A 15,369-nucleotide genomic window follows, 5' to 3' on the forward strand; every position below is an offset into this window, starting at 1 on the left:
CTGGGCCCCTCCCCGCTCTCTCCTCACAAGGACGTGACCCATGCGCACCCCGCTCAAGATCTCGGCAGCCCTGGCCACCGCGACGCTCGCCCTCACCACCCTCACCGCCTGTGGCGGCAACTCCCCGGCCGCGGCCTCCGGTGACGACGACGGCAAGGTGAAGATCATGGTCGGCGGCCTCGACAAGGTCATCTACCTGCCCGCCAGACTCACCCAGCAACTCGGCTACTTCAAGGACGAGGGCGTCGACGTCACCCTGCTCACCGAACCGGCCGGTGTGCAGGCCACCACCTCGCTGGTCTCCGGCGACGTACAAGGAGTCGTCGGCTTCTACGACCACACCCTCGATCTTCAGGTCAAGGGCAAGCAGGTGGAGTCCGTCGTCCAGTTCTCGCACGCCCCCGGCGAGGTCGAAGTGGTCTCCAACAAGGCGGCGGGCGAGATCACTTCCCCCAAGGACTTCAAGGGCAAGAAGCTCGGCGTCACCGGCCTCGGCTCGTCCACCGACTTCCTCACCAAGTACCTCGCGGTCCACGACGGCGTGCAGACCAACGAGTTCACGCCGGTGGCGGTCGGCGCCGGCCAGACCTTCATCTCCGCCCTCCAACAGGGCTCGATCCAGGGCGGGATGACCACCGACCCGACCGTGGCGCAGATCGTGGACAAGAAGCTCGGCAAGGTCCTCATCGACATGCGGACCCCCGAGGGCTCGAAGAAGGCGCTCGGCGGCCCCTACCCCTCGTCCAGCCTCTACATGAACACCGACTGGGTGAACGGCCACAAGGAGACCGTGCAGAAACTGGCCAACGCCTTCGTGAAAACCCTCAAGTGGATGTCCACGCACACCCCCGAGGAGATCGCCGCGAAGATGCCCGCCGACTACGCCGAGGGCGGCAAGGAGCTCTACGCCCAGTCGATCAAGGACACCCTGCCGATGTTCACCGAGGACGGTGTGATGCCCGCCGACGGCCCGGCGACCGTCGAGCGCGTCCTGAAGGCCTTCAACCCCAACCTCAAGAACGCCACGCTGGACCTGAAGAAGACGTACACCACGGAGTTCGTGAACAAGGCGGGCTGACGGACCTCGCGAATCGCCCCTCGGGAATCGCTCGTCCCTCAGGAAATGCTCGTTCGTTGGCTGTTCCGCCGCCGGGTGCGAGGCCTTGACGGGCCCCGCACCCGGCCGGCGTCCGGCTCAGGGCTTGTCGAGGGCACGGCGGGCCAGCAGCGGCCCGATGTCCGGGTCACGCCCGACCACGGCGCGGAACGCCGCGGCCGGGTCGACGCTGTTGCCCTTGCTGAGCAGCTCCCGCCGGAAGATCTCGCCGCTCTCCCGAATGGTCTTCCCGTTCTCCCGGAACCAGCGCACGGTGTCCGCGTCCAGCACCTCCGACCAGCGGTAGCCGTAGTAGCCGGCCGCATAGCCGCCGGCGAAGACATGGGCGAAATAGCCGCTGCGGTAGCGCGGCGGGATCGCGGGCAGGGCCAGACCGTGCCGCTCCAGGGCGGCGGCCTCGAACGCCTCGGCACCGTCCGCGTCCGGCAGGTCGCCATCGGCGGAAAGGGTGTGCCAGGCCCAGTCGAGCACCGCAGCGGCCAGATGCTCCACGCTCCGGAAGCCCTCGCCGAAGCTCTCCGCCTCACGCAGCCGTGCCGGCAACTCGGCCGGCATCGGCTCGCCGGTGACATGGTGCCTGGCGTAGTGGGCCAGCACCTCGGGCCACTCGGCCCACATCTCGTTGACCTGGGACGGGAACTCGACGAAGTCGCGAGGCACCTGGGTGCCGGCCAGCGTCGGGTAGCGGACGTCGGAGAACAGTCCGTGCAGCGCGTGCCCGAACTCGTGGAACAGCGTGGTGACCTCGTCCCAGGTCAGCAGCACCGGCTCGCCCGCCGGCGGCTTGGCGATGTTCAGGTTGTTGACCACCACCGGCTGCTGGCCGAGCAGGCGCGACTGCACCACCAGATGGTTCATCCACGCCCCACCGCGCTTGGACCCGCGCGCGTGGAAGTCGCCGAGGTAGAGCCCGAGCGGGCTCCCGTCGGCATCGTGCACCTCGAAGACCCGGGCATCCGGGTGGTACGCGACCAGGTCGGGGCGCTCGGTGAAGGTGACCCCGTAGACCAGCCCGGCGGCGTGGAAGACACCGTCGCGCAGTACCGTCTCCAGCTCCAGATACGGCCGCAGCGCCGCCGCGTCGAGCTCGAACCGTTCCCTGCGGACCCGTTCGGAGTAGTACTGCCAGTCCGCCGCCCGCACCTCCGCGACACCGGCGGCCTCGGCCAGCGCCGCCCCCTCGCGCTCCGCGTGAGCCAGGGCAGGCCCGATCAGCCGGCCGAGCATGTCCTCGACGGCACCGGTGGAGCCGGCGGTCTGGTCGGCGACCGCCCAGGCGGCATGGCTGACATGGCCGAGCAGGGCGGCCCGCTCGGCGCGCAGGGTGGCCAGGGCGACCGCGATCGGGCCGTTGCTGTCGGCGCCGCGCCCGAGCGAGGCGGCGAGCAGACGCTCGCGCAGCGCCGGGTCCTCCAGCGCGGCGAGCTGGGTCTGGTTGGAGAAGTTCTTCAGGCCGAGCACATACCCGCCGTCGTGCCCGAGCGCCCTGGCCGTCTCGGCGGCCGCGGCGATCTCGTCCGCCGGCAGCCCCGCCAGCTCCTCGGCACGGTCCAGCACCAGCGCGGCGGAGGCGGTGGCGGTCCGCAGGTTCTGCTGGAACTCGGTGCACCGGGCGGCGATCTCGGCGTTCAGCTCGCGCAGGCGCCGCTGCTGCTCAGGGGCGAGCCGCGCACCGGCCCTTACCCGGCGGGTGTGATGCCGCTCCAGCAGTCTTAACTGCTCACTGTCCAGGGAGAGTTGGTCGCTCCGCTCGAACAGCGCGTCCAGCCGGGCGAACAGCGCGGTATCGAGCAGCAGCGCGTCCTCGTGGGCGGCCAGCCGCGGAGCGATCTCCGCCTCCAGCTCCTGGAACGCGGCATCGGTGTCCGAAGACGACTTGTTGTGGAACACGAGCCCCACCCGGCGCAGCAGCGCGCCGCTGCGCTCCAGCGCCTCCACGGTGTTCTCGAAGGTCGGGGGCGCGGCGCGGGCACCTATCTCCGCCACCTCGGCCAGCTGCTCGGACATTCCGCGCTCGAACGCGGGCAGAAAGTGCTCCTGCCGGATCCGCGCGAAAGGCGGCAGCTCGTACGGCAGATCGCTTGCCTTGAAGAAGGGGTTCGACGTCAGAGAAGTCACAGTGGCCGACCCTACGCCCGGGGGCGGCGCCCGGTCCGGGAGTTGTGAACTGCGGCCGAATCGGAGCTCCGCCGTCCGGCACCCACCAGCACGGCACTCACCCGAACGGCAGGACATACGAGGGCGGCCACCGGTTGAAGCCCGCCGCCCATCCCGTTTTGCTGGTCTTATGACTCTTCGTCGAGGGGAATGTCAGTGGCTGACGATGACCGGAACGGCCTGTCGGAGTACCGCCGCAAGCGGCATTTCGACCGCACCGACGAGCCCCGCGGCGCCGGGAACGCCGGCGGCGACGAGCCGTGCTTCGTCGTACAGATCCATGACGCGAGCACCCTGCACTTCGCCCCTCTTTTTCAGTCATGGGCCGGCTGGAGGTCGACGGCGTACTGAAGTCGTAGTCCGTGCCCAAAGGCCCATCCGACGACCCGCACGACAAACGGCTCGCCATGCCGACCGAGGACCACCCGCTGGAGTACCGGGAATTCGAAGGGGTCATCGCGCGGGGAGAGTACGGCGCGGGCACCGTGATCGTCTGGGACGAGGGCACCTACCGTCCTCTGCCCGGCAAGGGGAAGCGCCGGTCCGTCGGATTCGGCGAGGCCCTGGAGAACGGGCACGCCTCCTTCTGGCTGGACGGGAGCAAGCTGCACGGCGGCTATGCACTGACCCGGTTCCGCGGCGGCGGCGAGTCGGGCGAGCGGGAGTCCTGGCTGCTGGTGAAGGAGAACGACGCGCGTGCGTCCGGGCACGGCACCCCGGATCCGGTACGCGCCCGGTCGGTACGCAGCGGGCGCACCCTCAAGCAGGTGTCCGCCGAGGTGTCCGCCGAGGCGTCCGGCGAGGCGAGCTGACCAGGAGGTCGTGATGGAGGAGTCTTCGGATCCGCGTCCGTACGAGGGCGGCTCGCGGGGCCGTCACGAGACACCGGAGGAGCGTGCCGACCGCCGCTGGAACGAGCTGCTGCAAGAAGTGCGCGTCACCCAGACCGGCGTCCAGATCCTCTTCGGCTTTCTGCTGACCGTCGTCTTCACCCCCGTGTTCACCACCCTCTCCCATGCCGACAAGATCATCTACGTGATCACCGTCCTCCTCGGCGCTGCCACCACGGGCACGCTCATCGGGCCTGTCACCTTTCACCGGATGGTCACCGGCCGCCGGATCAAGCCGGAGACGGTCGTCTGGGCGTCCCGACTGACCTTCCTGGGGACCCTTCTGCTGCTGGCCACCGTCGCCTCCGTGCTGTTGCTCATCCTGCGCGTCGCGATGGACGACACCGTGGTGCCCTGGATCGTCGCCGGTGCCGTCGTGTGGTTCGCGCTCTGCTGGTTCGTGCTGCCGATCTGGGCCCGCCACCGTTACGGATCCAGACGCGATGCCTGAGCTGCCGGACGTCGAGGCGTTCCGGAAGGTCCTCGCCTCCTGCGCGCAGGGGCGGCGGATCCAGCGGGTCGAGGTGCGTGACGCCGGCGTCCTGCACGGGGTGAGCGCGGCGCGGCTGCGACGCGAACTTGCCGGACGGAGCTTCACCGCGGCCGAGCGGCACGGGAAATGGCTGCTCGCCCGCACCGACGACGGGCCCACGCTGATGATGCACTTCGGTATGACGGGGGAGCTGGTGTGCGCCGACGCCGCCGACCCGCCCGATCCCCACGACCGTGTCGTGTTCACCGTGGGCCGCGAGCGTCAGCTGCGCTACCGCGACCAGCGCAAACTCAAGGGTCTCTGGCTGGCGGACGAATCCGGCGTGGCACGGACCCTGGACCGACAGGGGCCGGACGCGATGACGGTGGACCGTACCGGCTTCGACGCGGCGCTGTCCGCGCGGCGCGGCGGCGTCAAGTCGGCCCTCCTCGACCAGTCGGTGCTGGCCGGTCTCGGCAACCTGCTGGCCGACGAGATCCTGTGGCGGGCACGGCTGCATCCCGCGCGCCGGGTCCGCGATCTCACCGACGGCGAGCGCGGCCGGCTGTACCGGGCCATGCGCGGCACCCTGCGCCCGGCCGTGGCCGCGGGGCACGTACCGCCGCGTCGGTCCTGGCTCACCGGCCGCCGCGACGACACCGACGCGGTATGCCCCCGCTGCGCCGAGCCGCTGCGCAGGGGCCGTATCGCCGGGCGCGGCACCGTGTGGTGCCCCGGCTGCCAGCCGGACGCGTCCTGAGCGGGCCACTCGGCAATCTGAAGGCGATGGGTCGGGCCCTAGCCGCTGGATCCCTCCGGCCCCCGCAGCCCTGCCGCCTCTGCCGCGCGATCGAGCACCTCCACCAGCATGTCGAAGGTGAGACGCCCCGTGAACGTGTTGCGCTGGCTGGGGTGGTAGCTGCCGAGGATCTCCAGGTCCGGCCGTCCGTCGGCGGCTGGCAGCGTCACCCGGGCGCCGTGCCCGAAGACCGGCAGGGGACGGGGCACCCGCCAGCCCGCGGCGCCGAGCGCGGGCAGCAGCGCCTGCCAGCTGAAGGCGCCCAGGGCAACCACCGCACGCAGGCCGGGGGCGAGGATGCCCAGCTCCGCCGTCAGCCACGGCCGGCAGGTGTCCCGTTCCCCGGGCGTGGGCCTGTTCTGCGGCGGAGCGCAGTGGACCGGCGCGGTCACCCGCACCCCGTACAGCTCCAGCCCGTCGTCCCGGTGCGTCGCCGTGGGCCGGGAGGCGAGCCCCACGGCGTGCAGCGCGGCGAACAGGAAGTCACCGGAGGCGTCTCCGGTGAACATCCGGCCGGTGCGGTTGCCGCCGTGCGCTGCGGGTGCCAGGCCGACGATGGCCAGCGAGGCATCCGGCGGTCCGAAGCCGGGGACCGGCCGCGCCCAGTACTCCCAGTCCTGGAACGCCGGGCGGCGGTTGGCGGCGACCTGTTCCCGCCAGGCCACCAGCCGGGGGCAGGCCCGGCACTGCGTCAGGTACGCATCGAGCTCGCCCAGCCCCCGGGAGCGCCCCGCGCAAAAGCTCGGATAGGTGTCTTCGCCGCTGTTCGGCGGGGTCGGCGGGTCCGCCCCACCCGTCACGTCCATTCCCTCACGCTAGCCGAGGGGCATCGGCGCCCGCCGCATCGCCGACGGGCCCGGCCAGCTCGATGCCGCGCAGGCGCGAACCGCGCCGTCGGCTACCGTTTCCGCTCCCGCTCCACCAGCTCCTTGAACTGCTGGAGGTCACTGCGTACGCCCCGCTCGATCGCGGCGTGCTGGGCGAATCCCTTCGGGCCGCCGAACGCCTCCGTGATGGTGTCCGGCTCGTACTCGAACCGGGCCTGGACGCGGGTGTGCTCCCGGTCGATGGGCAGCAGCGAAACGGTGCCGGCCAGGTCGGGGCCGCTGGTGGTCTTCCAGGCGAGTTCCTTGCCGCGGTCGGTGGTCTCGACGTCCAGCCCGCGCGTCCGGCCGCCCGCCTCGACGTCCAGATGTGTCCGGCGCTCACCCGCGGAGCGGGCCTCGCGCACGCCGCCCACGCACCGCGTATAGGTATCCGCGCGGTGCAGCGTCTCCCAGGCCTTGTCGAGCGGAACGTCGATGTCGATGTGTTCTTCGAGAGTGCTCATAGGGCACCTCACAGCTCGGTTCACGGCAACACGGTCACCCTCCAGGGTGCTCCGGGCGGGAGCCGGAGGCGACCCGAGTGGCCGCCTGCACGGCAGGGCCGACCGCGGGGTACGGCAGGGCCGACCGCGGGCCGGTTCACCTCAGCGGCATCAGATCACCGGGTGAACGGTTGGATGGACTGGGCGTGACGGAAGACGTTCCGGGGGTCCCAGCGTTCCTTGACCTCCTGCAGACGCTGGTAGTTGTCGCCGTAGTAGAGGAGGTGTGAGGGCTGGCCCGACCGGTTCCACTCGGGGTCGTCGAGATCGGTGTCGGGGTAGTTGATGTAGCACCCGTCGGTCACGACATCCGGTACCTCGTCACCAGTGGTGCCGCCCGTACCGTCTCCGGCGCCCGTGGTGTAGCCGCCGCCGGAGCCGTCCGCGTCATCCGGCGAAAGAATCGGCACACCACCCGTTTCCTTGTAGACATCACGGTAGAACTCGCGGATCCAGGTCAGATGCGGCGCTGCGATCGACGGGTCGACGGCGGCGTCGAGATAGTCCGTGACTCCGTCCTTGTTGGCGTCCTTCTTCCAGCTCCAGTACGTCTGATACTGGAGCTTCAGCACAGAACTCCGCTGGTAGACCGCGGTGTCACCGCTTTCGGGAAGGTTCATCGCGCCGCCGTAGGAGTCGACCTGGAGCAGCGCCTGCGGGTTCTCGTAATCCTTGCGGGTGAGGTGATGGTAAATGGCGGTCAGCTGCGGCTCCGTGAATCCTCGTGTCATATACGCCGACTTGTACTTGCCGCACTGGTTGTCACCGGAGCCGTTGAGCGTCTGGGTGGCGGTGAGCCAGGGCAGCCGGGTCGGCACATGCAGCCCGCCCATCGGCGCGTGCTCGCCCATCCTCCGGTCCAGAGGGGTGGGTTCTGCGTCCAGGTCCTGGGTGATCCAGTCGAGGAAGGCGTTCAGCCGTTGCACGCTGTCCGGCCTGGTGGCGTCGAGCTGGGTGATCAGACCGACCTTGCCGTTCTTCCAGTGGGTCAGCTTCAGCAGGGTGAACATATCGCTGAAGTCACCGCGGAGCTCCTCCGGCAGCTCGGTGGTGTTCTCGTACTCGAAGAACAGCCCGTAATTGCGCACCAGCGATTTGAACTGTTCCGGTTCGTCCTTGAGGTCGTCCCAAGGCCACGCCACGGCATGCAGCAGCACCTGGGGCGGGGGCTTGGGCAGCCCCTTGAACCAGTACCGGGTGACCACACCGAAGTTCCCGCCGCCGCCACCGGTGTGGGCCCACCACAGGTCCCGCAACTCCGGGTCGGGCGAGTCGCGACGCGCGACCACCGCCTCCGCATGCTGCCCGTCGCGGACGACGACGACCTCCACCGCGTACAGATAGTCGACGGTGAGCCCATGCTGCCGGGACAGCAGTCCGTACCCGCCTCCGGAGACATGGCCGCCGGCGGCGACGGAGTAGCACGACCCGCCGGGGAGAGCGACGCCGAACGGGGCGTAGAGATGGGTGGCGACATGCCAGTTGTTCGCCCCGGCCTCGACGCAGTACGCGCCCATCTCCTGGTCCAGATAGGCCCGGTCCATCTGTCCGAGGTCGAGGATCACGCCCACATCGTCACCGCAGACGAAGTTCTCGTAGCAGTGGCCGCCCGACCGGACCGTGAGCCGCCTTTCGAGAGCCTCGTCGGGACCGAAGCCCGCCAGGTATTTGTTGAGTGCGGCGACGACCTCGGCGGTCGAGCCGACCACCGACACATAGTCGGGCGTCGCGATGAAGCGCTGGTTGAACCCCCTCCTCAGGGCCTCGTAACGGGCGTCCCCCGGAACCACCTCGGTACCGCATTCGGTGCCGGCGATGGTCTGTTCCGCAGCCATGAACTCTCCCCACGCAGATGTATGACGGCCGATGGCCTACGACGGTCTATGACGACCTTCAGTAGTCAAACACCTACTGTGAGTGATTGGTTGCATGCGTGGGAAGAGCCGGCAGGTGTCGGGCGCACATGCCCGGGTTGACGATCGCCCCACTCGACGCGCAGGGACCATCGGTTACCGACCGGACCGACCGGACCGATCAGTACACGGCACGCGGGCCACGGCACGGGGGACACGGCACACCGCAGAACGCTGACCCGGAAGTCAGATCCGCAGCGTCGAGGGCGGGCGGGTGCCGTTCAGGAAGTGGTCGCCGATGTCGCGGAGCCGGTGGGTGGGCGAGCCCTGTCCCGTCAGGACGCGTGCGTTGCGCCAGAACCTGTCGAACCCCGGACCGTCGGTGGGGGAGTCGGCGCCGCCCGTGAGTTCCAGGATGCGCGTCGTGATGTGCATGACGGACCTGCTGGTGACGGCCTCGGCCGCGGCCACGAGGACGGCGATGTCGGCGTGCTCGTCATCGCTCAGTTCCCGCCCCCTGGCGAGCCCCCTCGCCAGCGCTTCCGTCGCCGGTTCGACGACCGCCGCGGCGGTGTGGGCGGCGGCCACCAACTCCCCGTAGGCGAGGAGGAGATAGGGGTCCCGGCCCGGATGCTCCGCGTACCCGCCGTGGTCCGACCCCGCCGGCCAGGTGCGCGGCGTGGCGCGGCTGACGTCCCGTGCCTCGGCCAGCGCTCCCTCGGCGATCCCCAGGCCGACGTGGACGAGGGCGAGCCGGAGCGCCAGTGGGGCGAGCGTGGCGAAGGGGGAGGCGTCGTGCTCGTCGTGCGGGACGGTGCCGAGTATGTGGTCCGCGGGCACCGGGACGTTTTCGAAGTCGATGCTGCCGGCTCCGGTGAGCCGCTGTCCGAGCCGGTCGTGCGCCGGGTCGGTCGTGACGCCAGGACGGGCCGGGTCCACGAGCACGATCAGGGGCTCGTCGGTCGAGGTGCAGACGGCGCCGAGCACCAGCCGGTCGGCGACGGCGACACCGGCGGCGAACGCCCGGCGCCCGTTGAGTACGTACCCGCCCGCCTCCGGTGTGAGAGTGAGCTCGGGACCCCGCTCCGACTCCGGTTCCGCCCCCGGGATGTCGGTACTCCCGGCCCACAGCCACTGCTCGGCCGCCGCCCGGAGTTCGAGCGCTTCGGCCGTCTCCGGGGGGCCGAAGAACCGGGCGCTCCATGACAGGACGTAGTGCCGGGCGAGCAGTTCGCCGATGGAGCTGTCGGCCGCCGAGATCTCCCGGATGACCGCACAGGCCGTCCGCCAGTCACTGCCCCTCCGAAGCGGGCCCGGCGGCACCAGCAGGGCCGGCAGCCCGGCTTCGCGCAGCCGGGAGATCTCGTCGAACGGGGGCTTGCCGGCCCGGTCGCGGGCGAGTGCGTCCACGGCGAGATCCTCCGCGAGCTCACGGGTGACGCACGGCCATATCGGGTCCTCCGGCGGGAGGTTGACCTCCGGGTCGGCGGTTCCTGCTACGGACTTCTGCGGCACGACGCCGTTCACCGTCCCCTCCCGGAACCAGGGAACCCGGCGCTTCCCTAGCTTTCCCACTGGATTAGTAGGAATAAGAATGCGTCCGGACTGCGCGAGCAGCAAGGGCCGTTCAAGGGATGGACAACAGCGTCTTGAATTCCGGACTGCGTCGGGGCGGCCCGATACTCCTCGCGGCTGTCGGGTACTCCTCTGCTCTTCTACTCCTCTACTCCTCGCGAAGCAGTCCGGTGCTCCGCGCGTCTGCGTCCGCGAACGCCGGGAGCGCTGAGAACACCGCGAACGCTGGGAACGCTGGGAACGCCAGGAATGCCGTCCCGCGCCCCGGCGTTGTGGCCTGCAAGGGGCCCGCGCAACCCCTAGGGGATCCGTTCGAACGCCCCTTAAGGGTCCGGCTCAAGGGTCCCCGCCTCAAGGGCCCGTCCGCTTACGGGTTCGTCCCCTCAAGGGTTCGTCCACGAAGCGGGATCCTCGGCCAGCGCGGTCACCCGGGTGGGCAACTCGGCGGCGGCGACATCCGCCAGTGAGACGCCGTCGAGAATCTGGCGCACGTTGGCGCGCAAGGCGACCCACACCGGGAGCAGTGACTCGGCGGGGCCGGTGTACGACAATTCGGGCGGACGGACGCCCCGTACCGCCACCAGGGGGCCGTCCACGACACGGATGACGTCCGCGATGCTGATGGCCTCGGGGGCCTTGGCCAGCCGGTAGCCGCCGTTGCCGCCGCGCTGGCTGAGGACCAGTCCGCCCCGGCGCATATCGTTCAGGATGCCTTCGAGGAACTTGTGCGGAATGTCCTGTGCGTCGGCGATCGCCTCGGCCTTGAGCGGCCCCGCCTCCCGGGCGTCAGCGAGTTGCAGCGCGGCACGCACCGCATAGTCCGCTCTGGCTGAAATCCGCATGCCGGCATTATCCCTCAGCGCGGCGGCACGACTGCTCCGGTTCGGGCACCCATCAGCGGGGAAGGAGGAAGCGGAGTGCGGCGTCGCAGACCTCTTGACGCGGTTCGGTGCCGGATCGACACTCAAGGGCGGAAACCCCGGCGAACGGGTGGGATTCATGGGGCGTGCAGGGCTGGACACCGACCGCGCGGTCCGCGCGGCCCAGCAGCTTCCCCTTCTGACCTCGCGCCGGCACATCGATCTCCTGCGCGTCTGCAGCGCGGCGAGTCTTCCTTTCTGAGGCGTAGCGGCCCGCCGCCTTCGGAGCCGTACGCCCCGGCCACCCCCCTCACCTGCTCCGCGCCGAAACCTCTTCGGATCCGGCCCTGTCGGCCTGCGCCGACGGCGCCTGCTGCCCGCTGCCCGTCGTACGCCCGCCCGTACGTCCACGACGTGCCCGTCTCCAGGGAGTCATATGTCCCCCCTTTCCGCGTCCACCGCGTCCCAGACCGCCGTCCCGTCCCTCCGGGGCAGGATCGGCTGTGATGTGCGCAGCGGCCATTACGTCGTGCCGCATCGCTACCGGCTGCACCTCTCGCCCGCTTGTCCGCACTGTCTGGGAATCGCCGTCACCCACAGCCTGCTGGGCCTCGGTGACACTCTGCCGGTGACGTTGCTGCCCGCCGTCCCCGACGCCCCGGACGGCGGGTACTCCGCGCTGCACGCGCTGTACGAGGCCAGCTCGCACCAGCACCCCGGACCGGCCGCCGCGCCGGTGCTCAGCGACGGATGGACGGGGCGGATCGTCAGTACGCACACCCCCGACATCCTGCGTGACCTGGCCGAACGGTTCGGTGAACACGGTCCCGTGCTCTTTCCGCGCCATGCCGGGGAGGACATCGAGGCGATCGGCCGGCTCTGCGAGCAGCACATCGACGAGGCAGCGCAGCGTGCCGGCCGGCTGGGGATCGGCAGCGCGGACCACGAGACCGCGCTGGCCACCCTGCTCCGCGCGCTGGACTCGCTGGAGCGACGACTGGCCGGCCGTGAGTATGTACTGGGCGGTGAACTCACCTTCGCCGACGTCCAGTTGTGGGTGACTCTGGTGCAGCTCGACACCGTGCACCGCTGGCATCTGGACGCCGCGGCGGTACACCGCATCGCCGAGCACCGGCGGTTGTGGTCGTATGCGCGCCGACTGGCGGCTCTTCCCGCCTTCGGCTCGCACCTCGACCTGGACGCCATCGCCCGTCGGCATCACGCACGCTGCCAGGGGCAGGAGGCCGCGGGAGCGGCGGTGCAGATCGTGGACTGGACGGCGGCGCATACGCCTGGTCGCGTTACGCCGTAACGGCGTCGACGGTGCGGGGTGGACGCGGAACGCCGTTCGGAGCGGATGTTCTGGACGCACCGGCGGTCTTCGGCCTGCTTCGGCCTGATCTGCGGAAAAGCCAGGGACGGGAGCGGCTTCCACGGCACTCTGGGGACCTGTGGATCAGGGCGAGGAGAGGTGGCGTGGCGGAATGGCGATAGGTGGATGGGTGAGCGGGCGGACAGGCAGGCGGTTACGTGGACATGGTGCCGCTGTTGCGGTGGGGGTGTCGGCGACGCTGCTGGTCGGCGGTGTGCAGACGCCGGTGGCGGCATCGGGGATGCACAGGACGCCCGCCACGCAGAAGGCGCGGGGCACGGAGCCGTCGGTGACCACGGCCCTGGCGCGGTGCCAGGAGCGGGCGAGTGTCGAGGTGTTCCGGGAGGGGGGCGTACCGCTCCTGGACTGGCGCGAAAACCTCGAGTTCGACGGGCGCGGCACCATGTGGGTCGCGCATGTCACCAAGCACAGGGTCGAGGGTTACGCCCCGGACGGCACGCTCAGGACCACCTTCCCCGTGAACGGACCGGGCGGCATCCGGCGCGGCCCGGACGGCATGATGTATGTCAACTCCGGTGTGAATCCGCTGACTTCGGGTCTGGGCAGCGGCGTCATGCGCTTCGATCCGACGGCCGCCCGGCCCAAGGCCCAGAAGGTCGTGGACGGGGTTTCCGGCATCAACGGCCTCGCCATCGACTCCGCCGGCAACTTCTACCTCAGCCGCGAACTGGCCACCGGCATCCTCAAGATCCGCCCCGACGGAACGAAGGACGAGCGGTGGACGCGGGCCGCCGCCGTCTTCGGCACCAACGGCCTGGAGATCGTCGGCGATCAGCTCTACGCGAGCGTCATCACCAGCACCGCCTCGCCGGTCGTCCGCGTTCCCCTGAACGACCCTGCGCACCACACCACCGTCACCGAACTCAGCCCCAACCCCTTGGACGCCAAGCTCCTCGACGACCTCACCTCCTTCGACGGAGATCTGGTGGTCGCCAGTTTCCGGGACGGCCAACTCATCCGGGTGGACCCGAGGACCGGCCGGTCCTGCGTACTGGCCACCGGTCTGCGCATGCCGTGCAGCGTCCGCCTCCCGCGCGCTTTCGGCGGCCACGATCCGCGGCGCGAACTGTTCGTCGTCGAAGCCTCAGGGCGCATTGTGAAAGTGACGGTGGGCTGACGGCGGGGCTCGTCGAGGGGCGCGGCGAGGCTCGCGTTCCGTTCGTTTCAGCGCGTCCGCACGTACACCAGGACCCGGCGTCCTCCTGCCTCGGCGGACGAGGTGAGGGTGAAGTGCTGGGCGAGGGTGGCGAGTTTGGCCCGGTCGCGGGGTGTGGCGGGCGCCGGGGTGGAGCCGATGTCGGTGACGACGACGATGCGTTTCCGGGCCAGCATCGCCGCCCGTATGCGAGGGGGTGCGGCCTCGACGCCGTACAGCGTCCCGGAGGCGACCGGGCTCTCGGCCAGCGCGAGATCGTGGAGTCCGCGGAACGAGGAGGGGGTGACGAGTGCGGCGTCACGCCGCTGGTCGGGTACGAAGACGATGCCGTCGCCGGGACGGGCGAGCGCCGCGACCCTGTCGGCCGTCACCCGCACGTCATCCGTCCGGCTCGCCGGGGTCCGCAGGCTCAGCTCCAGGGGGAGCAGCGCCGCGAACACGACCGCCACGACCCCGGCGAGCAGCGCCTCGCCCGGTATTCGCCGCCAACTCCGGCCTCCGGTCCGGCCGTACGACACCGCCGCCCGCACCGCCCGGGCGACGGCGGGGCCGACGAGCAGCGCCAGCCCGGTGTAGGCGAAGAGCACATAGCGGTCGACGTAGAGAGGCTTGACGAGCCAGGAGGCCAGCAGCAGCACGCTTTGCGGAACGGCGAGCAGCGGCAGCCCCACCGCGACATGAGACAGCTCCGTACGCTCGCTCCGGGGGTGCTGCGAGGGTATTCCCTGCTGAGGTATTCGGTGCGGCGGTATTCGGCTGTGCGATATCCGGTGCCGCGGTACCCGGGCGCATATCAGGGCGACGACGAGCATCGCGGTCACTCCCAGCAGGGTGACGCCCGAGGCGGGCGGTATCCATGCCACCTGATCCACTTGCCGACGGCTGGCGAGGATGAGCGGCAGCGTCCCCGACACGATCACCGCAGCGGCCGCCAACCACCTTGCGAGCAGCGGGCGTTGGCCCGCGCGCCAGGCGATGAGCACGGTCACACCGTGGGCGGCCAGTGCGAGGAGGGAGAGCCAGTTGAGGAGTGCGGTGGTGAGCATGACCGCCGTGTAGGCGCCCCAGCGCCAGGCCCACGCCCACTCGCCTCGCCGCTCGCGACCGTCGGGCGATGTCCCGGACCTCTCCGGGCACACCGCGCCCACCAGCAGCCAGGTCGCCACCACCACCCCCGCCGACACCAGCGCGAAGGCGCGCCCCTCCTGCGCGTAACGCTGCATCACCGGCAGCAGCGCCAGCACCAGCCCGGCCGAGAGGCCGCCCATGGGCCCGGTGAGCCGGCGACCGGTCGCCGCGGTGGCCGCCGCGGCGATCACCGCGCCCAGCACCGAGGGCAGCCGCAGCGCCGCCAGGCCCGGCCCGAACACCTCGAAGACGGTGTGTATGAGGAGGTAGTAGAGGCAGTGGACGACATCCACCTGCCCGATCATGTGCCATATCTCGGGTACGGACCGCTGGGCCGCCTCCCAGGTCGCGGCCTCGTCCCGCCACAGGGCGCCCTGCCGGGGCAGGCCCCACAGGCCCAGCGCGAGCGCGAGCAGCGCGGGCGCCCCGGGAACCACCCAGCCCGGCAGGCGGTGCGCTCCGACGGGGGCCCGGGCGGCCCCGCGTCCGGTGACGGGAGTGGCTCCGGAATCGAGATCAAGAGACATGGTGCGAACTATATATGCGACGTATACATTGGGCGCATAGATGTGCTTTTGTCCCGATGGGCGGCTCCCGGCC

General features: G+C 70.5%; 12 protein-coding genes and 1 pseudogene. 6 read left to right on the plus strand and 7 right to left on the minus strand.

Annotated elements, in window-relative coordinates:
* Nucleotides 1-40 precede the first annotated feature (40 nt).
* On the plus strand, nucleotides 41-1,078 hold the full coding sequence (locus FCH28_RS02290; RefSeq protein WP_136737948.1) for an ABC transporter substrate-binding protein: 1,038 nt from the start codon (nucleotides 41-43) through the stop codon (nucleotides 1,076-1,078).
* 117 nt (nucleotides 1,079-1,195) lie between these two features.
* Here the strand turns inward: FCH28_RS02290 and FCH28_RS02295 are convergent, their stop codons facing one another.
* A complete protein-coding gene (locus tag FCH28_RS02295) occupies nucleotides 1,196-3,226 on the minus strand; it encodes a M3 family metallopeptidase (RefSeq protein WP_246102375.1) in 2,031 nt (676 codons plus the stop codon).
* Nucleotides 3,227-3,424: 198 nt separating this feature from the next.
* Between FCH28_RS02295 and FCH28_RS02300 the strand changes: the two are divergent.
* From FCH28_RS02300 to FCH28_RS02310, 3 genes and pseudogenes are all read left to right on the plus strand, one after another.
* Nucleotides 3,425-4,086: pseudogene (locus tag FCH28_RS02300) on the plus strand (DNA polymerase ligase N-terminal domain-containing protein).
* Between the two features lie 13 nt (nucleotides 4,087-4,099).
* The gene (locus FCH28_RS02305; protein WP_136737950.1) at nucleotides 4,100-4,615 is read left to right on the plus strand and encodes a DUF6328 family protein; all 516 of its coding nucleotides are present in this window, start codon (nucleotides 4,100-4,102) and stop codon (nucleotides 4,613-4,615) included.
* Nucleotides 4,608-5,396, plus strand: coding sequence for an Fpg/Nei family DNA glycosylase (locus FCH28_RS02310; protein ID WP_136737951.1), 789 nt, complete (start codon nucleotides 4,608-4,610; stop codon nucleotides 5,394-5,396). The genes FCH28_RS02305 and FCH28_RS02310 overlap by 8 nt, the downstream gene beginning before the upstream one ends.
* A gap of 38 nt (nucleotides 5,397-5,434) precedes the next feature.
* Here FCH28_RS02310 and FCH28_RS02315 read toward each other — a convergent pair whose 3' ends face one another.
* From FCH28_RS02315 to FCH28_RS02335, 5 genes are all read right to left on the minus strand, one after another.
* Complete coding sequence (locus FCH28_RS02315; protein WP_136737952.1) at nucleotides 5,435-6,241, minus strand: uracil-DNA glycosylase; 807 nt, start codon at nucleotides 6,239-6,241, stop codon at nucleotides 5,435-5,437.
* A gap of 92 nt (nucleotides 6,242-6,333) precedes the next feature.
* Nucleotides 6,334-6,765 carry an SRPBCC family protein gene (locus FCH28_RS02320; protein WP_136737953.1) on the minus strand — a complete coding sequence of 144 codons (432 nt, stop codon included), beginning with the start codon at nucleotides 6,763-6,765 and terminating at the stop codon, nucleotides 6,334-6,336.
* A 155-nt stretch (nucleotides 6,766-6,920) separates the two neighbouring features.
* On the minus strand, nucleotides 6,921-8,639 hold the full coding sequence (locus FCH28_RS02325; protein ID WP_136737954.1) for an FAD-binding oxidoreductase: 1,719 nt from the start codon (nucleotides 8,637-8,639) through the stop codon (nucleotides 6,921-6,923).
* Nucleotides 8,640-8,903: 264 nt separating this feature from the next.
* Nucleotides 8,904-10,184 carry an acyl-CoA dehydrogenase family protein gene (locus FCH28_RS02330; protein WP_136737955.1) on the minus strand — a complete coding sequence of 427 codons (1,281 nt, stop codon included), beginning with the start codon at nucleotides 10,182-10,184 and terminating at the stop codon, nucleotides 8,904-8,906.
* A gap of 431 nt (nucleotides 10,185-10,615) precedes the next feature.
* Complete coding sequence (locus tag FCH28_RS02335; RefSeq protein ID WP_136737956.1) at nucleotides 10,616-11,074, minus strand: RrF2 family transcriptional regulator; 459 nt, start codon at nucleotides 11,072-11,074, stop codon at nucleotides 10,616-10,618.
* Nucleotides 11,075-11,528: 454 nt separating this feature from the next.
* Between FCH28_RS02335 and FCH28_RS02340 the strand changes: the two genes are divergently transcribed.
* Both FCH28_RS02340 and FCH28_RS02345 read left to right on the plus strand, forming a co-directional pair.
* Nucleotides 11,529-12,404: a glutathione S-transferase C-terminal domain-containing protein gene (locus FCH28_RS02340; RefSeq protein WP_136737957.1), complete on the plus strand. Its 876-nt coding sequence runs from the start codon at nucleotides 11,529-11,531 to the stop codon at nucleotides 12,402-12,404.
* Nucleotides 12,405-12,645: 241 nt separating this feature from the next.
* Entirely contained in the window at nucleotides 12,646-13,602 is a 957-nt protein-coding gene (locus tag FCH28_RS02345; RefSeq protein WP_136737958.1) for an SMP-30/gluconolactonase/LRE family protein, read from the plus strand.
* Nucleotides 13,603-13,649: 47 nt separating this feature from the next.
* Here FCH28_RS02345 and FCH28_RS02350 read toward each other — a convergent pair whose 3' ends face one another.
* Complete coding sequence (locus FCH28_RS02350; protein WP_136737959.1) at nucleotides 13,650-15,296, minus strand: glycosyltransferase family 39 protein; 1,647 nt, start codon at nucleotides 15,294-15,296, stop codon at nucleotides 13,650-13,652.
* Nucleotides 15,297-15,369 lie beyond the last annotated feature (73 nt).

The sequence above is a fragment of the Streptomyces piniterrae genome, from assembly GCF_005048155.1.
Lineage (GTDB): Bacteria > Actinomycetota > Actinomycetes > Streptomycetales > Streptomycetaceae > Streptomyces > Streptomyces piniterrae.